At 55.8% G+C, this 21,995-nt stretch carries 9 protein-coding genes; 5 read left to right on the top strand and 4 right to left on the bottom strand.

Features of this window, described 5'->3' with window-relative positions; genetic code table 11:
- The first annotated feature begins 258 nt into the window (after window positions 1–258).
- From ABXH05_RS03965 to ABXH05_RS03985, 5 genes are read left to right on the top strand one after another with little or no spacing between them, the layout of a single operon-like run.
- On the top strand, window positions 259–1,140 hold the full coding sequence (locus ABXH05_RS03965; protein ID WP_353559876.1) for a glycosyltransferase family 2 protein: 882 nt from the start codon (window positions 259–261) through the stop codon (window positions 1,138–1,140).
- A gap of 24 nt (window positions 1,141–1,164) precedes the next feature.
- A complete protein-coding gene (locus ABXH05_RS03970; protein WP_353559877.1) occupies window positions 1,165–1,869 on the top strand; it encodes an acylneuraminate cytidylyltransferase family protein in 705 nt (234 codons plus the stop codon).
- On the top strand, window positions 1,866–2,816 hold the full coding sequence (locus ABXH05_RS03975) for a phosphoglycerate dehydrogenase (RefSeq protein ID WP_353559878.1): 951 nt from the start codon (window positions 1,866–1,868) through the stop codon (window positions 2,814–2,816). Before ABXH05_RS03970 ends, ABXH05_RS03975 begins: the two co-directional genes overlap by 4 nt.
- Window positions 2,816–3,550, top strand: coding sequence for an SDR family NAD(P)-dependent oxidoreductase (locus tag ABXH05_RS03980; protein ID WP_353559879.1), 735 nt, complete (start codon window positions 2,816–2,818; stop codon window positions 3,548–3,550). Before ABXH05_RS03975 ends, ABXH05_RS03980 begins: the two co-directional genes overlap by 1 nt.
- Entirely contained in the window at window positions 3,547–4,413 is an 867-nt protein-coding gene (locus tag ABXH05_RS03985) for an SMP-30/gluconolactonase/LRE family protein (RefSeq protein ID WP_353559880.1), read from the top strand. Before ABXH05_RS03980 ends, ABXH05_RS03985 begins: the two co-directional genes overlap by 4 nt.
- Before the next feature lie 9 nt (window positions 4,414–4,422).
- On the opposite strand, the gene ABXH05_RS03990 is transcribed toward ABXH05_RS03985, so the two are convergent.
- The 4 genes from ABXH05_RS03990 to ABXH05_RS04005 all read right to left on the bottom strand — a co-directional run bounded on the left by ABXH05_RS03990 (window position 4,423) and on the right by ABXH05_RS04005 (window position 21,584).
- Window positions 4,423–8,730, bottom strand: coding sequence for a beta strand repeat-containing protein (locus ABXH05_RS03990; RefSeq protein WP_353559881.1), 4,308 nt, complete (start codon window positions 8,728–8,730; stop codon window positions 4,423–4,425).
- Between the two features lie 38 nt (window positions 8,731–8,768).
- Window positions 8,769–14,996, bottom strand: a complete 6,228-nt coding sequence (locus ABXH05_RS03995; RefSeq protein ID WP_353559882.1) for a calcium-binding protein — start codon at window positions 14,994–14,996, stop codon at window positions 8,769–8,771.
- A 350-nt stretch (window positions 14,997–15,346) separates the two neighbouring features.
- Entirely contained in the window at window positions 15,347–18,283 is a 2,937-nt protein-coding gene (locus ABXH05_RS04000; protein ID WP_353559883.1) for a beta strand repeat-containing protein, read from the bottom strand.
- A gap of 349 nt (window positions 18,284–18,632) precedes the next feature.
- Window positions 18,633–21,584, bottom strand: a complete 2,952-nt coding sequence (locus ABXH05_RS04005; protein WP_353559884.1) for a beta strand repeat-containing protein — start codon at window positions 21,582–21,584, stop codon at window positions 18,633–18,635.
- Window positions 21,585–21,995: the final 411 nt, after the last annotated feature.

The following is a 21,995-nucleotide window of genomic DNA, read 5'->3' on the forward strand; positions in this document are numbered from 1 at the left end:
GTCGATGAAGCAATTCCATTGCCTGTTGTGTGATGGACCTTGAAGCCGCACCTCGGTCCGAAACTCAGGAGGCGGTCAACTTAAACACATACCTACGAAGCCGCAGAAGCGTTCCAGCAACACGGTCAATTCCAAATATCGAACGACACAATGGAACGCCAAGATACTGTATCAGGCAGGGTGCATATGCGGTAAACAACCTGCAACTGTTTCAGGTCTATGCTGGCGGCAGTGAACAGCCATCAAGAGGTAGTTTGGGTGGACATCAGTATCGTCATCCGCACGTTTAACGAAGGCAAATGGCTCGGGCCGGTGCTCGAGGCTGTTGCGTCGCAGGAACTGGATGGAAACGCGATGGAAGTTGTATTGGTGGATTCTGGCTCCACCGACGACACACTCCCAATTGCGCAGAAACACGGCTGCCGCATCGTCCATATTGCCAAGGACGACTTCACCTTCGGACGCTCCCTCAATATGGGGTGTGACGCCGCGAAGGGTCGCGCCCTTGTGTTCATATCAGGTCACTGCATTCCCAATGATCCGCGATGGCTGGTGAATCTTGTCGCGCCACTTGGCACTAACGGCATCGTCTATAGCTACGGTCGCCAGCAGGGCCACGATATTTCCCGATACTCGGAAGAGCAGCTGTTCAGAAAATACTATCCGGACACGTCGCAGGTGCCGCAGGAAGGGTTCTTCTGCAACAACGCAAATGCTGCCGTCCTGAAAGAGCAATGGGTAACCAATCAGTTTGATGAGGATCTGACTGGCCTTGAGGATATGGAGCTTGCCAAGCGCCTGACCATCGCCGGCTTCAAGGTCGCCTATGTCGCCGACGCGCCCGTTATCCACATCCACGAGGAAAGCTGGCACAAGGTCAAAGTGCGCTATGAGCGCGAAGCAATTGCCCTGCAGGCCATCATGCCCGAGCTGCACGTGAATTTTGCAGACTTCCTGCGCTACTTCTTCTCCGGCGTGATGCTGGACTGGGGGCAGGCAATTGCCGACAAGTGTTTCCACAAGGTCGCAGGCGAGATACTTGCGTTCCGCTTCATGCAATACTGGGGCACTTATGCTGGCGCGAATGAACATCGTCGCCTGTCGCGCCAGCGAAAAGAAGAGTACTTCTATCCGCGATAGTGTCGGATTTTGACGGAGCTAACAGTGTCACAGACGCCGCGCATCGTTGCGCTTTTGCCCATGAAAGCCCACAGCGAGCGGGTCAAATCAAAGAACTTCCGCGAGCTTGCCGGAAAGCCCCTCTACCGCTGGATTCTGGATACGCTTCTGTCCCTGCCGGAGATATCGCAAGTCGTCATCAATACGGACGCGCGAGAAATTCTGGCCGACTCCGGCCTCAATGACGGCGACTCCAATGGACGCATCCTGATCCGCGACCGCAAGCCGGAAATCTGTGGCGACATGGTCAGCATGAACCTCGTGCTTGGCGATGATGTTGCCAATGTAGATGCCGACATCTACGCCATGACACATACGACCAATCCACTGCTCGGCGCGCCGACCATTCGCAGCGCCCTGGAGGCGTATACCGCAGGAACGTCCGCAGGTGAGGCTGACAGCCTGTTCACCGTGAACCAGGTTCAAACGCGCTTCTACCGTGAGGACGGCAGTCCGGTTAATCACGACCCGGACAATCTCATCCGCACCCAGGATCTTGAGATGTGGTTTGAGGAAAACTCCAACCTCTACCTCTTCTCCCGGGACAGCTTTGCCGCCACCCAGGCCCGCATCGGCAAAAAACCAATGATGTTTCCAACGCCCATGCTGGAATCTGTGGACATTGACGGCCCCGAAGAATGGTCTCTTGCAGAAGCCCTGGCGCTTTACGCGCGAGGAGACCAGTCATGAGCACATCCAAGGCGACTGTTCTGGTGACCTGTCCGCCAATGCTGGGCATGATCGACAATTTCCGGCCACGCTTTGCAGACGCAGGCATCGACCTTGTTGCCCCCAACGTTGTGCAGATCATGACCGAGGATGAGTTGTGCGACCTCCTTCCCGACATGGACGGCTGGATCATCGGCGACGACCCGGCCACAGCCCGCGTCCTTGAAGCCGGAAAGGCGGGCAAGCTGCGCGCCTGCGTCAAATGGGGCGTCGGCGTCGACAATGTAGATTTCAAAGCAGCTGAGAGCCTTGACCTCAAGATCACCAACACGCCAGGCGTGTTCGGCAAGGAAGTGGCCGACGTCGCAATGAACTATGTGTCGGGCCTTGCTCGCCAGACATTCATGATCGACAGAGAAATCCGCACACAGAACGCATGGCCAAAGCCATCCGGCATTTCACTTGCTGACAAGACCGTGGCCCTTGTCGGCCTTGGCGACATCGGCATGGAAACAGCAAAGCGCCTGCTCGCGGCGGACATGAAGGTCATCGCCTATGACCCCTTCGCCAAGACACCTGCCGACGCTTCCATAGAGCGGGCGGAGTGGCCGAACCGGGTCACCGAAGCTGATTTCCTTGTCTTTACCTGCCCGCTCACCAACGACACACGCCACATGTTCAATACGGGACTCCTGAACCACCTCAAGGCCGGGGTTCGGGTCGTGAACGTGTCTCGCGGCCCCGTCATTGACGAAAGCGCCCTCATCAAAGGCCTGAACGACCAAACGGTCCACTCAGCGGCTCTGGACGTTTTTGAGATCGAGCCCCTGCCAGACAACTCGCCATTGCGTTCGTTTGATCGCTGCATCTTTGGCAGCCACAATGGCTCCAACTCCAGCGATGCCGTAGCCCGTGTATCTGAAACGGCGATGGATCTGCTCTTCGGGTTTCTGGAGATCAAAGGTTGATGCGCACTGTAGCCATTACCGGGGTCAGCGGCGGCATTGGTCAGGCAATGGGCCGGGTGTTTCGCGAGGCCGGCTTCCGGGTGATTGGTATCGATGCCATTGAGGCACCGTTAGGCACCTGCGACCACTTCATCTCTGCCGATCTTGCCCAGGTTGGGCGAGGCGAACAGGCGGCACAGGCGCTGGCAGATCAAATCGACGAAGCCTGCAATCAGACTTTGAACACGCTCATCAACAATGCCGCGGTTCAGCATCTGGGCGACGCGACAACCCTCGATTGGGCACATTGGCGCGAGACGCTTGACGTCAATCTCGGCGCCCCCTTTGCCCTTGCCCGTGCGCTCCATGCCATCATGGCCCCGGCACGCGGCAACATCATCAATATCGGCAGCGTCCACGCAACGGCAACAAAACCGGGCTTTTCAGCCTATGCAACAAGCAAAGCAGCCTTGCACGGACTGACCCGCGCACTGGCGCTGGATTTCGGCAACTCCGTGCGCGTCATGACGCTTGCTCCGGCAGCAGTAGACACACCAATGTTGAGAGCGGGCTTTGACGGCAACGACGATGCGTTTGCAGAGCTTGAGACAACGCATCCGGTCAGCCGCATCGCCCAGCCGGAAGAAATCGCAAAAGCAGCGCTCTACCTTAGCTCTGAAGACGCCACCTTCATGACCGGCGCCACACTGCAGATGGATGGCGGTATTCTCGCGCGGCTGCATGACCCCGCATGAGTAAAGAGCCTCTCATCCGCACAGCCTGGCAAACCAAATCGGTGCTTGGCGAGGGACCGGTCTGGTCCCCGCACCATCAAGGCCTGCTGTGGGTCGACATAAAGCGACCTGCCATTCATCTATTTCGTCCGAAGACAGATGAAAAACAGAGCTGGCCACTCCCCCAGATGATCGGCTGCCTTGCTGTTCGCCCGGACAATACGCTCGTGGCCGCTCTGGAAGATGGTTTCTACGCCGTCAGCCTTCCCGAGCCCGGGACCACGCCCACGCTGGAAAAACTCGCAGCACCAACCAACCACGCGTCCCACATGCGGTTCAATGATGGAAAGCTCGCGCCCGACGGGTCCCTATGGGCCGGCTCGATGGACAACCGCGAGCAAGAAGCAACCGGTGCCTGGTATCGGCTGTCCCCCGACAACATCCTGTCGACCATGGCGACCGACTTCATGGTGACAAACGGTCCCGCCTTTGACCCTGCCGACAACCGAGTTTTTCTAAATGACTCCGCGCGGCAAATTACATACGTCGCGCCACTTGAACAGCAAGCCCCCCTGCAGCTTTCTGTCTTCCGACAGTTTGAACCGGATGATGGATACCCGGACGGCATGACCGTTGGCCCCGATGGCCTGCTGTGGATCGCATTCTGGGATGGCGCCTGCCTGCGTGGCCTTGACCGGATGAGTGGCAAAACGGTGCGTCAGATTCACATGCCCGTTCCCCGCCCCACAAGCTGTGCCTTTGGCGGCGAAGACGGCAAATCGCTCTATGTGACCTCCGCCAGCATTGGCCTTTCCGACGATGAACTCGCCGCAGCTCCGCTGTCAGGCAGTCTCTTCGAAATTACGGGTGTCAGCCCAACCTAAACGGACAAGCTACACCAGGTCAGCATCACTGGTGAGGCCGATGCCCATCGGGTCGCCGGCCACAAGTGTGCGGTCCAGGAAGTACATGCCAAGGCCTGCGCCACCGTCGGCCTGATCAACCACGAAACCGCCGCCGGGTGCCTCGAACAGAATGTCGTCGTCGCCGTCACCATCATAGTCGCCCACATCGCGCACCGTGTTGTTGGTGCGCGCAATCCAGCGGCCGACGCCATTGGGAGAGATGATCGTGTGGTTGCCGTCTGACAGACGGAACAGGATGTCGTCATTGCCGTCGCCATCGAAATCGCCGATGCCTGCGACGCTGCGGTCCGTAAAGCCGAACCACTGCATGCCGCCGCTTTCGCCATCATTGATGATGTGGCCGCCGGAATTCAGCACAAACAGAATGTCATCATCGCCGTCGCCATCGAAGTCGCCGATGCCGGCAACGTCGCGGTTTGGGCCACCCAGCCAGCGCCCGCCGGTGCCATCCACATTGTTGGTCACATAGCCGCCGGCATTGAGCTCAAACAGCACGTCGTCATCGCCATCACCATCAAAGTCGCCGACACCTTCAATGGAGCGATCAGCAAAGCCGACCCATGTATTGCCGCTGTCCGCATCCGCAATGTGCTTGTTGCCATTGGCGAACTGGAACAGCACATCATCATCGCCGTCCCCGTTGAAATCACCCACAGCCACAGCCGTGCGATCCGAGCGACCGAACCACGGTCCACCACCGCCACTATCAAAGCCCGAGTGATTGCCATCCGCAAAGCGGAACAACAGATCAGCATCACCGTCGCCGTTGAAATCACCGGTGCCAATGACAGTGCGATCCGAATAGCCGATCCAGCCACCACCCGTGCCATCTGCATTATTGAAGACAGAGTTCCCGCTCGCCGTCAGCGAATAGACGATGTCATCGTCCCCGTCGCCGTCGAAGTCGGACGTAGTATCCAGCGGCGTCACCGCATCGGCAATCGCCACATCCGTCGTACCGCCATTGAATGACAGAATCTCAATATTAGTGAGCGTGTCTGTCCCCTCGTCCCCGCTCAGTGCCGTGACTGTGTAGCTGTTCGACCCACTGTCATAGGTAACCGTGTATTGATTTTGGGCAAGCGAATACATCGCCTTGTCGACACCACCACGACCGTCAATCTGGTCATCGCCCGCGAGAGCACGAAAAGTGTTGCTGTCTAAATCGCCTTTGAGTAGGTCGTCAAAGCTAGAGCCCTCTACTGCATCAATACCATCCAGCGAATCAGTTCCGCCAAAACCATCCGTTGCACTTCCAGATTCTAGATCAACCCGCACTGCGGCAGGATCTAGGTGATAGCTCGCCCATGTCGACCCAACGCCAGATCCGAAAGCAACCAAAACGTCGTCGCCTGCCAGACCAATCACCATCGACCCGGCGTAGTATGCACCTGTCAAATGGTCGTCAAAGCTGCTGCCTTCGACAATCTCGATACTGCTAACCGTAAATGAATTCCCGTCCGCATCGGAATCAGTGTTTCCGTAGAGTGCAACTGTCACAGCAGTTTCATGATCTGTGAACGCAATTGTATCGCGGCCATGAAGTCCATCGACGATCAATACGCCTGGCGCCCAAACGTATCTATCATCGCCATGACCACCCGATACAAGCTCAATATTCGTAATTGTATTGGTGAGTCCCGATGCCTCGCGAAGCTGACCATGCCGAAAGTCAACAACCAAACTCTCCGTATGTTCACTCAGGAAAAGCCGATCGATGCCATCGCCGCCGTCAAAACTGTGCTCTCCTTGAACATCATGGAACTCATCAGTGAAATCACTGCCAATAAATCCCTCTACACCGACAAAGGAGTCAAAATCAGCTTCACTTGGTCGTACCCGGAGTTGAACTGCTTCGGAATTTGGAAGGTATACTTGAACGCCCAAGATACTGTCAGCAAATGAAAGAGTATCAAACCCACCGGCACCATCAATGGTGTCACTACCACGACCTGGTAGGAAGAAGTTATCCGCAGAGTTTCCTATCAGAGAGTCGTCGAAGTCACTCCCAATTATCCGCTCTATACTGACAAGAGTGTGCGTGTCTCCAACACCATTTACAGCTGTACCAGCAAGCAAATTCGCTGTGACAAAAGCTACGCTGTCGGAATAATCAATTGTATCGTCACCACCTCGACCATCGATCACATCGGACCCTGTGCCGGGCCTGAAAGACTCATCTGCGCCGCTGCCAGTCAGATTGTCATCAAACCTGCTGCCCAGAAGCCGTTCGATACTTGTCAGCGTATCGATATTTCCATATCCATCTTCGACAATTCCGCTTGAGAGATCGGCTATGACTCCTGAGGGGCTAAGCGAATAGTCCACTGTGTCGAACCCATCCCCCCCATCAATTTCATCTTGCCCATCGCCGGGCAGGAAAAAATCGTCGCCTGCACCCCCGACTAGCGTGTCATCACCAGCATTCGCCAACGCATCATCGATAGCAATAACATCAACGCCGCCATTGAACCCAAGATACTCAACGCCAGAAAGAACATCCGATCCTTCATTGCCGCTATTCGCTACGACAGAATGCGTACCTGTGGCCGCATCAAAGGTGACCGTGTAGTTTTGCAACGCGAGCGCATAAACCGCACGGTCGGAACCGCCTGCACCATTGATAATGTCATCACCATCTCCGCCAGAAAATGACTCATCAGCGCCGCTTCCTATAAGAATATCTGCATTGGAGCTGGCTATCACGCTCTCAATACTTGTCAGACTATCGGTACCGTTGTGCCCGTCGGACACAACCCCAGTTTCAAGGTTTACACTTATTCCCGCAGGACTATCGCTGTAGTCCACGGTGTCGTGACCACCAGCGCCATCGACCGTGTCATCGCCATCTCCTGGAACAAAAAAATTGTCCAGTTCGTCTCCGACAAGATTTTGAGATGACAAGTCCGGTGCCAATATCCGTATATCAATTGGCTCGCCACCAGCAAACGAAAGTAATTCTATTGAAGTAAGAGTATCGTTGCCTTCTCCACCGGCATGAGCCGCCACAGTGTATGTTTTGGCGCCCGCTTGGTACGTGATTGTGTATGCAGTTAAGGAAAGCGCGTAAACCGCTTCATCGGTACCATCACCTCCGTCGATGATGTCATCTCCAGACAATCCGCTAAATCGATTTGCCTCCGCATCGCCTGTCAGCCTGTCATCAAACTGCGATCCGACAACGCCTTCGATATTGATTAGTGCATCGTTGGATCCAAAACCATCAGCCGCCAGACCGGTCGAAAGGTCCACTGCCACGCCAGCCAAAGACAACGCATAGCTTGCCGTGTCAAATCCACCCAATCCATCAATACGGTCAGCGCCCTGAAGTCCTTCGATGACATTGTCCGAAGCATCCCCCCATATCGAGTCAAAAGATCTACTTCCGATGACATTCTCTATACTGATCAACTGATCTGTAGGCATAAATCCTTCAGAGACAGTGCCAGCGCCCAAGTCGACGACCACACTTGAAGTGGACGAGATGTACGATACCGTATCAACACCTCCACCGCCGTTGACCATGTCATTCCCACGGTCAGGCAGAAACTGATTATCATTGGCATCACCGATCAACGTATCGTCGAAGAGTGTGCCGATGACATACTCAATGCCAGAGATCGTGTCCGTACCGCCGAGACCGTCAGTCGCCACGCCCGTCGCGAGATTGACTGTGACAGCACCGCCGCCCAGTCCAACGTCTTCATATGACAGCGTGTCGATCCCATCACCACCGTTGATGGTGTCATTGCCGCCAAGGCCCAGGAAGTAATTGTCGTTCGCATCGCCAATCAGCGTGTCGCCAAACTGGCTACCGGCTAGTGCTTCAATGGAATTGAGTGTGTCTGTTCCGCCGAAACCGTCCGTGCCCGTTCCTGTCGCAAGGTTGATACTCACACCGGCTGGATCATAGATGTAGGAAGCGATGTCGGCGCCGGCCCCGCCATTAAGTGTGTCGTTGCCCGCAGCACCGAACAACAAATCGTCCCCATCTCCGGCGGTAAGGATGTTGTTGTTGGCGTTACCGAATATGATGAAGTCCGATGGACCTGTGGCAGTGACATCAAAAATGCCGCCAGTCAGACCAAACTGGACAGTCCCGACATCAACCGCTGTCGTGATGGTGATGCCTTCATCCCATACCGAACCATGGGCGTAGTCACCGCCGCCGGGGTTCAAGGTATTGATGATGATCGTGTCGCCAGGTTGCGCAGCATCAAGCGCCGACTGCAGGTCGAAGTAAGGCCCAAGAGTCCCGACGTTCAAGATGGCCATAATGCTTTTACTCTTTGGTCCTTGCCTAGCGGAACATCCTACACCAGGTCAGCGTCACTGGTGAGGCCGATGCCCAGCGGGTCTCCGGCCACAAGTGTGCGGTCCAGGAAGTACATGCCAAGGCCTACGCCACCGTCGGCCTGATCAACCACGAAACCGCCGCCGGGTGCCTCGAACAGAATGTCGTCGTCGCCGTCACCATCATAGTCGCCCACATCGCGCACCGTGTTGTTGGTGCGCGCAATCCAGCGCCCGACGCCATTGGGAGAGATGATCGTGTGGTTGCCGTCTGACAGACGGAACAGGATGTCGTCATTGCCGTCGCCATCGAAATCTCCGATGCCTGCGACGCTGCGGTCCGTAAAGCCGAACCACTGCATGCCGCCGCCTTCGCCATCATTGATGATGTGGCCGCCGGAATTCAGCACAAACAGAATGTCATCATCGCCGTCGCCATCGAAGTCGCCGATGCCGGCAACGTCGCGGTTCGGGCCACCCAGCCAGCGCCCGCCGGTGCCATCCACATTGTTGGTCACATAGCCGCCGGCATTGAGCTCAAACAGCACGTCATCATCGCCATCGCCATCAAAGTCGCCGACAGCTTCAATGGAGCGATCAGCAAAGCCGACCCATGTATTCCCGCTGTCCGCATCCGCAATGTGCTTGTTGCCATTGGCAAACTGGAACAGCACATCATCATCGCCGTCCCCGTTGAAATCACCGACAGCCACAGCCGTGCGGTCAGAGCGACCAAGCCACGGACCACCGCCGCCACTGTCAAAGCCTGAGTGGTTGCCGCCCGTAAAGCGGAACAACAGATCCGCATCGCCATCGCCGTTGAAATCGCCCGTGCCGATGACTGTCCGATCCGCATAGCCGATCCAGCCACCGCCGGTGCCATCCGCGCTGTTGTGGACAGAGTTCCCACTGGCGGTCAGCTTGAAGACAACATCGTCATCACCGTCGCCGTCAAAGTCGGAGGTCGCAGACGAAGTTACCTTGGTGACAGCAAATGAGATAGCGACATCTGTCGTACCACCATCAAATGACAGTGTTTCAACATTGCGCAGCGTGTCCGTACCCTCGCCCCCACTGAGCGCGACAACATCGTAGGTGCCGGTCGTGAGGTTATGGATTACGTCGTATTGATCCGCAGCCAACGCATATATTGCAGTGTCGGCGCCGCCGGCGCCGTCGATCAAATCATTGCCATCAAGACCGCGGAAAACATTGTCATCATTGTTACCGGTCAGACTATCCGCAAAATTTGAGCCCTCAACGCCTTTGATGGCCTGCAAGCTATCCGTGTCACCAAACCCATCGGTCGCTGTGTTGCCCGTGAGGTTTACCGACACTCCAGCAGGATCAAGCCGATAACTGATCCATGTCTCTGTCGTTGATCCGACCCAGCCGCCGCCCAGTGAATCGTTACCCGCGAGGCCAATAAGAACGACATCACCGGAACCAGAATAGGTAAGAGTATCGTTGAACGCAGAGCCTTCGACGATCTCAAACCCCCCTGCATCAATCTCGCTTCCATTGGCGTCAGTGCCATTCACGTGACCACGCACATCATACGAAACCGCGTATTCGTGTTGGGCAAAAGAGAGTGTATCTCGACCGCTCTGCCCACCGCTCAATCCAACGCCGGGAGCCCACACAAAGCGGTCATCAAAGTCAGATCCACTGACATGCTCAATATTGCTGAAGACATTGACCGATCCATTCGACTCTATCGCCCGGCCTTGACGTAGATCCACCGTTACAGCGGCAGTGTTCTGCATGAAAGACAACATATCGGCGGCACCACCAGCGCCGTCGTAGGAGTTGTCACCGTCAATATCAAAAAATCGGTCGCGGTGCGCCGAACCAATAAACCCTTCTACACCAGTTGTTATGTCTGTATCCGGACCAAAGCCAGAACCGGTCCACGAAGTAACTTTTCCCACTGTTTGCCAGTTGACCCAGATTTCCATGCTGCTGGTTTCGTAGGACAAAACATCAAACCCGCCCCCGGCGTGAATGTTGTCTGAGCCACCGGCATCCACAAAAAACTCGTCCGCATCGCTGCCTGTCAGATTGTCGGCAAAAGCAGACCCGATGATCCGCTCAATACTGGTGAGCGTGTCAGTTCCACCGTGTCCATCAGATGCAGTACCGGTGGCAAGATTGACTGTCACGCCACCAGGGGCACCCAGATAAGACACGGTATCGATACCGCCACGCCCATCGATCGTCTGGTCACCGGCACCGGGTGCGAACGTATTGTCAGTGTTGTCACCGACAAGAACATTGGGATCAGGATTGGAAAGACCAGCAGCCGCCCAGATATCAACGTCTACAGTGCCGCCTTCAAATGACAGGGTTTCAATATTGCTCAGGGTATCGACGCCCTCGGCACCACTTAGCGCTGTGACCGTGAAAGTATCTGCAATTGCATTGTATTGGACCGTATACTGATCAATTCCTAGCGCATAAACCGCTGTATCGTTCGCGGTCTGTCCAATCAAGGCATCGTTTCCGCCAAGCCCTGTTAGATAGTTAGATCCGCTAGAATAGCCAGTTAGAGAGTCTGCGAAAGCAGACCCTTCCAGGATACTGAAGCGCTCTATGCTGAATTGCCTTCCGTTCGCATCAAAATCGTTCGTATTCGAGTCCGCTGAAACGGTAACGCCACTGTCATGATTTCGAAAAGTTATTTCATTTGAACCTTGGGCCCCGTGCACAAAGGTGACACTGCTATCCCAGACGAACTTGTCATTGGCCAACCCTAAGAAGAAGCTCTCGAGGTTTGAAATCGAGACTTGGCGGCCTCCAGAAAATGATACCAGGCCATTTCCCGGGTCAACTGTCACGCCCTCCAAACTGAACTGCAGGGAATAGTGATCGGTCCCAGCACCACCATCGAGCAGTTGGATGTCTGGATGTTCGACAAACACATCATTAAATCTGCTGCCGACAAACGCTTCAATGCCTGAAATGGTGTCCTTCTGGGATCCCGAGAAAGGAAAAGGAAGTGGCTCCACCACACCGGCAAATCGGTGAACCGCCACGCCATGGCTCAGATCGGCATAGGAAAGCACATCATATCCACCGGCCGCATGAATGACATCATTGCCAGCACTGCCAACAAATATCTCGTCATTGGAGCTGCCGGTTAACGCATCATCAAAACTGCTGCCAACAATCCGCTCAATACTGGTGAGCGTGTCCGTTCCGCCCTGCCCATCCAATGCAACGCCGGTCGCAAGATTGACGGTCACGCCACTAGGAGCACCCAGATAGGACACGGTATCGATACCGCCACGTCCGTCGATCGTCTGGTCACCTGCCCCGGGTGTGAAGGTATTGTCGGTGTCATCACCGACCAGATTATTCGGATCTGGTTCTGGCAGCCCCGCTGCAGCCCAGATGCTGACGTCCGTCGTGCCGCCCTCAAATGAGAGGATCTCAATGTTGCTGAGCGTATCAACACCTTCGGTGCCGCTTAATGCCGTAACCGTAAACGTACCTTGAGCTTCGTTAAAAACGACCGTGTACTGATTAGATGCCAAAGCATAAATTGCCTTGTCGACTCCATCAGCGCCGTCAATAACATCATTTCCGCCACGTCCACGGAACGCATTGTCAATTGAACTGCCAGTAAAATTATCCCCGAACTCGGAGCCTTCCAGTCGCTCAATATCATAGAGTTCAAACGTGTTGCCCGATGTGTCAGTCCCGCTCCGCGCAGCTCCCGAAAGCCCGATCGTCACGCCAGACCCGTTTGAAATGAAAGTAGCGAGATCAGAGCCCAAGGAACCGCTGGCAATTGTATTCGGCGCCATGATGAATGTGTCGGACTGAAAGCTGCCCACCACATGCTCGATGCTTACCAGCGTGTCAGTCGAGCCAACCTGTGAATCAACTGTTGTGTTGGAGGTGAAGTCGACGACATAACTCGCGCTCGAACCCTCATAGTCGAGGATGTCTATCCCCGTACCGCCATCAAACGTCTCAGGCGCGTGGCGATTGTTGTTGTCTTTGAAAATATCCTGAAAGTCGGTTCCGACATATCGTTCGATGTCGTTGTAGCCAACCACAATCGTCTGACCTGTCGTGCCGGACGCATGAGAAAGCGTATCGAAGCCGGCTCCGCCATCAATGATATCGTTGCCAGACGTGAACTCGAAGATATCATCCCCGTCACTACCGGTCAGTCTGTCCTGATGATCAGTGCCGATGATGCGTTCGATGCTTGTCAGCGTATCGACACCGCCACGACCGTTGGATGCGGTGCCCGCGGCAAGGTCAACTTCCACACCAAGTGGAGCACCCGCATAGGACACCGTATCAATCCCGCCCCGTCCATCAATCGTATGGTTGCCCACACCCGGGGTGAACGTATTGTCGGTGTCGTCGCCTGTCAGGATGACAGGAGGCGGCAAAGCGTCGGCAATCGCCACATCCACCGTACCACCGCTAAAGGACAGCGTTTCGATGCCCGAAAGTGTATCGGTCCCCTCATTGCCGCTTTTAGCCACCACTCGGTATGTGCCGGTGCCCAGATCAAAAGAGACTGTGTAACTCGATTGAGCCAGAGCATAGATCGCACGGTCTGTCCCTGCAGCTCCTGTGATCGTGTCGTTGCCACCACCACCGGTAAAATCATTATCGGCGCCACTACCTGTCAGCGTGTCGCCAAAAGCGCTGCCGATAACGCTTTCAATGCTCGTCAGGGTGTCCGTATCCCCATAACCATCCGACACCACACCCGTTGCAAGGTTGACGTTGATGGCCGATGGGCTGGTGCTGTAATCCACCGTGTCTTTGCCGCCAGCACCATTCACCGTGTCATCGCCATCACGCGGCGTGAATGTGTTGTCCAATGAATCGCCGACAAAAGTCTCATCGGCCGGATCCGGCGCAACAACCGTGATGTCGACAAGCCCGACATCACTGAAACTCAAAAACTCGATGGACGAGAGCGTGTCAGTGCCTTCGACGCCTGTAGTATCAACAACCGTGTAAGTATTGCTGCCCGCGTTGAACGTGACCGTGTACGCACTTGCCGCAAAGGCATAGAGCACAACGTCAGCGCCGCCTCCGCCATTGATGATGTCATTGCCGCGAAGGCCGGAAAACAGATTGTCTCCGGAGTCGCCTGTCAGAGTATCGGCAAAATTCGAGCCGAAGACAGTCTCGATGCTGATCAACGTATCCGTCGAGCCGAAGCCGTCGGATGCAGTGCCAGCAGCCAGGTTGACATTCACGCTTCCCGCCGACCGGGAGTAGTCGGCCAGATCGGTGCCACCGCCACCATCAAGCCTGTCGGCTCCCAGAAGACCTTCAAGCCGGTTGCTATTGCTGTCGCCGGTTAGAACATCGCCAAATATGCCGCCGGTAATCGCTTCTATGTTCCGCAACGTGTCTGTAGACCCAAGGCCGTCGGTTGCCCGACCGGTCGCAAGATTCACATTCACACTGGTCTGAGCAGTTTCATAGACAGCAGTGTCCTGGCCACCGCCACCATCGATGACATCGCTGCCAGCATTGCCATAAAACTTGTTGTTTTCACTATTGCCGACGAAGTGGTCATTGTAGTCACTGCCAACAACATCTTCGATCGAGATCAGCGTATCAAAGAAGCCATAGCCATCACTGACCGCGCCACTGATGAGACTCACGGTGACGCCTGTGGTGCCTCCGACAAATTCGTAGGAGGCCGTGTCCGTACCGCTGCCGCCGTTTATGGTGTCGTTCCCGGCAAAACCGATAAACAGATCATCACCTGAGCCACCTATCAGGGTATCACCGAAGTGGCTGCCTGCGAGGGCCTCAATGGAGTTGAGGGTGTCTGTTCCACCGTACCCGTCGGTGCCAGTGCCCGTGCCAAGGTTTATGTTCACGCCCGCAGGGTCATAGAGGTAGGAGCCAATGTCTCGGCCACCGCCGCCATTGAACGTATCGTTACCCGCAGCACCAAAGAACACATCATTGCCATCACCGGCAGTCAGGATGTTGTTATTGGCGTTCCCGAAAATTACAAAGTTGGACGGCCCGGCGCCTGTGACGTTGAAGACACCGCCCGTCAGACCAAACTGGACGGTCCCCACATCCGTCGTCGTTCGGATCGTCAGGCCCTCGTCCCAAACCGAGCCATGCGAGTAATCACCACCACCCGACCTCGGCGTGTTAATGACGATGGTGTCGCCTGGCTGCGCAGCATTCAAAGCAGCTGGCAGATCATAATATGGCCCGGTAATCCCTACAATCAGTGTCGCCATGATGCAGATATACTCCAACGCATCGCATGGCCGGTTACACCCCGCGACATTGCCCCCTACTTAGCGATAATTTAACGTAAAAGTAGAGGGAAAGTAGAGTCTCCTACTCGCAACAATTGCAGATTTCTTGGGTTTTATTCGCACTCACAGGCTGTGCGCCAGGCCGACCTCATCTTCTGATTGTATTTTGGTAGGTACCGGGCGCACAAAAAGGCCTGCCTCACATTTCCTTGCGAGGCAGGCCTGAGAGTAGTCCGCGTGCGGCATGCTGGATCGAATGACCAACAATAAGGCTTCCGACCTGCAGCAGAAAAGTCCAACCGGTCTGGGTGGCCAGTTAGCCTAAATGGCTAGAGCACTTCAAAGGCCAGACCTAGGTCCGTGAGACCAAGGTCCGCCGCATCACGGTCCGAGTATCCCACAAAGAGATTGGCGTCACCGACATTCTCAATCACATGATTGCCGGTTGCATCAATCTCCATGAGGATGTCGTCGTCCCCATCGCCGTCAAAGTCACCGATGGCACGCGCCGTCCGGTCGGTTCGGCCAACAAAGACGTTCGCCTCACCGATTTTCTCAATGACATATGCACCGCCGGCGTCCAGTTGCATCAGAATGTCGTCGTCGCCATCACCATCAAAGTCACCCACACCAACGACTGTCCGATCAGCCCGACCAACAAACGTATTCGCTTCACCGACTTTCTCAATGACGTAGGCCCCGGTCCCGTCGAGTTCCATGAGGATATCGTCGTCGCCATCGCCATCGAAATCACCGACGGCACGCGCGGTGCGATCTGCTGCGCCCAGGAACACATTCGCCTCACCGATTTTCTCCACAACATGAGCGCCGCCCGCGGTGAGTTTCATGAGGATGTCGTCGTCACCATCCCCATCAAAATCACCCGTTGCCTGTACGGAACGGTCGTTTCGACCAATGAACTGATTGGCCTCGCCAAACTTGCCGATCACATGATGGCCACCAGCATCAAGGGTAAACAGGATGTCGTCATCGTCGTCACCATCGAAGTCACCCACCGCCCGAGCAGTTCTGTCAGCCTGACCGATGAACGCGTTGGGCGCGCCGATATTCTCGACCACATAGGCCCCACCGGCATTCAGCTCCATGAGAATGTCGCTGTCGCCATCACCATCGAAGTTACCTGCGAGTCGGGCCGTACGATCACTCCCGCCTATAAAGAGATTTGCTTCACCGACATTGCCAATGACCTTGTTGCCACCTCCCAGCAGGAACAAAATGTCGTCGTCCCCATCGCCGGTGAAGTCGGACCGGGGGCCACCATCGTCAACAAAATCATCGATGGCACCTGTTTCCGTCCCATTGCTGAAAGCAAGTTGCTCAATCGAACTCAGCGTGTCGATACCCTCGTCACCTGACAGCGCAGACACAGTGTAAGTGCCGGCACCCTCATTGAAGACGACCGAGTAGTTTGATGAAGCCAGCGCGTAGACTGCAGTGTCCGTACCGCCACCGCCATTCAGCGTGTCATTGCCGCCCTCGCCGGTGAGGAGGTCGGCACCGAGGCCGCCTGTAATATTGTCGTCCTGCGCACCACCAGCAACTGAAAGAGGCGTCGCGCTGGTAAGTCCACTTGCATTGAAGGTATCAGCACCGTTTCCAAGCGAGACAAACACGCCACCGCGCGCAAGCGCCGGGTTGATCCCTGCCGCCGCCAGATCCCCGGTCAAAGTCAAGGAATCCTGACCATCAGTGAGGTCGAAAGAAACGCCTTCGACATTCGTCGCGGTGATTTCCGGGGTCGCGTCCCCCGATGTCTCGATGGACAGTCCAGCACCGCTGCCCGACAGCGTTATGGAATCAAATGTCGGACCAGGTGAAAGGAACTGGATTTGGTCCCCGGTGGTTTCAGACGTGCTGCCGCCGTCAATTGACTCGGTGCCGCTTCGGCCATGGACGTACTCAAAGGTGTCATCGCCTCCGCCGCCATTAAGCTGGTCAGTGCCGGAGGTCGTACCCGATCCGAAAATCCGATCATCCCCATCCCCACCGGAAATGGTGTCGTTACCCGAATCGCCTTCGATATCGTTGTTGCTTGCATTGCCGTTGACGGTGACACCAACACTCTCCATGAGAGACGTGAAACTCTCAACGCCGGTATCGAGTGCGAAAGAGGGAAGCGTGAAAGCTCCGCTCTGCAGGGGCAGCAGGCTGACGGACTCAACATTGACCAGAACACCGGGAACAGTGCCGCCAAAAGTGTGGTCACCTGGTACGAGCATGAGCACGTCACCGACCGTGGCAACGGTCAGTGCCGCCTGGATGGTGCTGAACGCCGTCAGTCCGGTCGTCAGATCAATCTGTCCGTCGGCCGCGGCATTCCGGCTTGGGTCCACAAGAATGGCAAAATCCACGCCCTCTTCCGTATCCGCTGCCAGCACCGCTGACAGGAGCGCCGCCTCATCCGCAGCCGCTACCTGCGACATGCCACCGCCATTCGCACCGGAAAAATCTGTATTGGTCAGCACAGCATTGAGCTGGGCCTGCGCAGTAGCATCGAATAGATCATGAAAGGTGTAGGACACTTCGTATCCCGGCGTGCCCGGGTCAGTGTCAATTGCCACGGTCAGTTCCCAGTCCGTCGCACTGTCCGCATACCCGCCAAGGTCACTGAGCGCACCAGTGAACGACCCTTGCCAGGCTTGCCCCGAATTGCCGGCATGCCCGACATAGAAATCCGCAAACACGGGCGCGGTGCTGAAGGTCGGGCCGCCAAAGACAATCTGGTCGCTTTCGACGCCCGTCCCCTGATCCTCCTCAGGAGTGAAGTTCACGATCGTGTCGTGCCCTCCGGCAAACCCGAATGCCACAACCGTATCCATGTCCGAAGCGTTTAGCGGTCCGCCTGAAGGGTTGGTGGCGTTTCGCTCGGCAAACGATCCAAGATCAACCGCGTTGTTGCCGCCAGAGATGAAGAACGTGTCCTCTTCCTGACCACCGGTGAGTATGTCTGAACCTTGGCCATCAACAATCCTGTTCGCACCCGCATTGCCACTGATGTCGTTGCCGGCATCATTCGCAATCACATTGACTTCGCCAGCACCTTCCAGGGTCACATCTAGAACCCCAGGCCCCAATGTCAGCGTGAATGTTTGGTTCGGCGCAATTTCGAATGTCAGCCCGTCAACGGTGACCGTCGTATCCACACCATTGGCAGATTCAAGGACCTGTATGGTGTCACCAGGCGCGGCGGCTGCAATGGCGGCAGAGAGCGTCGGCTGGTCTGTCGGGACGATGATTGTAGCCATAGTGCGTGCTCCTTCGGACTGACAATGGCGGGAAGATCCCCAACCGTGCCCTCAGAATATCGCCGGAATTTCACACGAAAAATGTGATAAATCATTTCAATAAATTTTTTATGGGTTTATAATGTCCCCCCATCCTTCACCTGCTGACGTGCACAACGAAACAAGCCCACACCAAGAATGGCGTGGGCTTCCAGCAGGCTTTACGGCGTCGACTGACACCTGAGGGCGCAGCATCTGACCTGCGTCAGCTAGGCGATTTCAACACTTAGGCCCGCCCCACTTTTATCGTGAGGCAGGCCTGTGAGTAATGTGTATGCGGATTGCTTTTCCGGCTATTTAGCCCACACGGCTAGACCACTTCAAATGCCAGGCCGAGATCGGTCATGCCAAGATCAAAAACAGTCTGGTTAATCTCGCCATAGAACTGGTTCGCCTCACCGATCTTCTCAATGACATGAGCGCCGTCGACGGTGAGCTTCATCATGATGTCGTCGTCGCCATCCCCATCGAAATCACCGATGGCCTGTGCGGTGCGGTCCGAGCGCCCGACAAACACATTCGCTTCACCGATCTTCTCGATGACATGATGCCCACCAGCATCCAGCGTAAACAGGATGTCGTCGTCGCCGTCGCCGTCAAAGTCACCGACACCAACAACGGTCCTGTCTGAACGCCCAACGAACACATTGGCCTCGCCCAGCTTCTCAATCACGTAGGCACCAGTAGCGTTGATCTCCATGAGGATGTCGTCGTCACCATCGCCGTCGAAGTCACCCACAGCACGTGCCGTGCGATCTGCACCACCGATGAAGACGTTTGCTTCATTGATCTTCTCAACAACATGGGCCCCGCCCGCAGTGAGCTTCATCAGGATGTCGTCATCGCCATCCCCATCAAAGTCACCGGTGGCCTGCACCGAGCGATCAGACCGCCCAAGAAACACATTGGCAGCGCCAACATTGCCGATGACGTGATGCCCGCCGGCGTCGAGGGTAAACAGGATGTCATCGTCGCCATCCCCATCAAAGTCACCAACCGCTTTTGCCGTCCGGTCGGCCTGACCAATGAACGTATTGCCAGAGGTTGGATCCACAACGACATGAGCGCCCGATCCGTTCAGTTCGGCTACAAAATCCGCGTCACCGTCGCCGTCGAAATCACCAAGAAGTCTGGCTGTTCGGTCATTATTCATGAACCCAAAGCCAAATCCTTCACCGCTCTTCACCACCAGAAATCCACCAACATCAAAAACGATCTCATCGGCCGCCCCAAGACCAAAATCAGAACGTCCGCTGGACACGAACTGGGTAACAGCGCCCGTCTCGGCACCACCGTTGAAGGACAGATGTGTGATACCCGTCAGAGTATCAGTCCCCTCCGTGCCGTTGACCGCACGCACCTGAACCTGGGTTCCGAAATTGACTGTCGTGATGACATAGTTTTCAGACGACAGGGCATAGTGGGCCGTGTTGGTTCCTCCGCCAGTCACGAACAGCACGTCATCGCCGCCGCCACCGGTGAATGAGTTGATGCCGCCACCTTGGTCAAACAGCAGGTCACCACCGATGCTGCCGATGTAAGTGTCGTTTCCAGCTGCGCCCACAAAGGCGATGCCGGTCGTCGACGTCAGGCCACTTGCATCAAATGAGTTGTTGCCGCCAGTAGTAAAAATAGTCGCCGTCAAAGAGAAGGTGGAGACGTTCGCCTGCAGGATGCCAACATCAGAGAGGTTTCCGGTGAGGGTGAAAACATCGTTGCCACCACCCGTGCTGACACTCAACTTTTCAACGTTGGTGGCAGTGACCCTATTTGGCAAAAGCCCGACATCGGCAACCAGACCGTCTTGCGTACTCCCGTTGAGGAAAACCGATTGATTGAGCCCCGTTTCATCAAAAAGGGCAATTGTGTCGCCCTCGGTCTCACCACCTTCGCCGCCATCGAAGGTCAGCGTGCCATTGCTGGTCAGTAAATACCCGGCCGTGTCGTCACCGGCCATGCCGTTGAAGGTGTCAATCCCGTCGAAGTTGGTGAAAGCGTCATCGCCAGCGCCGCCCACGAAGAAGTCGTTTGTTTCAAACGACGAGACTGCAGTCGACGTATCGCTTCCCGTTATCTCCAGACCGCCGGCTTCAAGCCGAGATTGAAAATCCTGCACACCAGACGCCAGCGTAATGGCCGGGATTGAACCCGGACCGGCACCAAGTGGCTCAAATGTGATGTTGGACACACTGACGGTGACGCTGTTGATCGTACTTGCGAAGGTATGGTCGCCAGGCGCCAGCACAAGAACATCGCCCTCGCCGGCTGCGGCCAGCGCCGACGTAATGGTTCGATAGGCGATCAGCCCGGTCGCCACATCCAGCTGGCCGTCATTCAGAGCATCGCGGGTCGGATCGACCAGGAGCGCAAAGGCAATATTGTCATTGCCAAGCGGGTTAAGCGTACCGTTGATGAAACCGGCCTCATCGGCAGCCGCTATCTCCACTTCGTTACCGATATCGGCAGGCGTGAAATCAGTGTTGGTTAGCAGTGTTTTCATCTGTGTCTGCTGATCGGCATCGAACAGATCATGCAGCATGAAGATCGCGTCGTTCTGGCCGTTACCGTCATAGTCAAACGCGATGCTCAGGTTCCAATCGGACGTATCCGTATAGCCACCCAGTGATGTCAGGGCACCGGGAAACGGACCACCGGTAATTGTCTGCCCCACAAAGAACTTGGCATTGGCCGCAAAGTCTGCCCGCGTCGTGCCTCCAAAGATCAACCGGTCATCGGTCTCACCCGCATTCTGATCTTCCTGAAGGCTGAAATTGAAGATGCTGATCTCGGATGTGCCGCGGGTTTCCGCAACAACGAAGTCAGTATCTGACAGGTTGAGGGAACCGCCATCACTATTGGTCTGCCCAACGTCCGTAAAAGCCCCCAGGTCAATTGCCTTGGTGCCTTCACCAACACGAATGACATCGGCGCCGCGGCCGGCAATCAAGGTGTCGGTGCCATCGCCCAGCGTAATGTCCTGGAAGAACGATCCAGTCGAACTGTCGGTGATGGTGTTCCCGTCATCATTGCCGATGATCTCAACCGACCCCGCGCCGGTGGTCGTGACCTGCGTCACACCGGGCGTCGCGAGCGTGACGGTAAAGTCTTCACCTCCAGCCGCGTTGAGGGTCAGGTTGTTGACCGTGACCGTGAAATCCGTCTGGTTGAGACCGGCTTCAAACTCAATCGTGTCGCCAGGATTGGCCGCAGCAAGCGCACTGGCAATGTCAGCCTGATCTGATGGAATACGGATAATCGCCATAGTCTCTTTCCCCCAGCGCATATCCGATCAAGGTCTCAACACGCGAATACGCTGGAGTTGACCGTCATGCGCAAAATTTCATCCGACCAGAGCGGTCGACACATGCACCTGAATGAGGTCACTAAAACGCAATGCGCCTCATTAAAGTTTCATGTCGTACAAGGCGCCCAAACCATCCAAAAAGCAATCATACTTTCGGGTGATTGACAGGCGGACGAAAGCGGCCGTAGGCAGATCAACCGCGATGAAAAACCTATGTTTTTCGGCCTTTTCGAGCCGAAAGCGCCACTCCAAACTTCGCAGTTACCCGACCTAACCTGGAAGCAGGTCCAAGTAGCAATTCTCATTTAACCTTAACCGCCGCATGCAACCCAACTATCGGTTCAAGGCTCATTCGCCTACAAAGAAACG

Origin of the sequence: Pyruvatibacter sp. HU-CL02332, assembly GCF_040362765.1 — a bacterium.
Lineage (GTDB): Bacteria > Pseudomonadota > Alphaproteobacteria > CGMCC-115125 > CGMCC-115125 > Pyruvatibacter.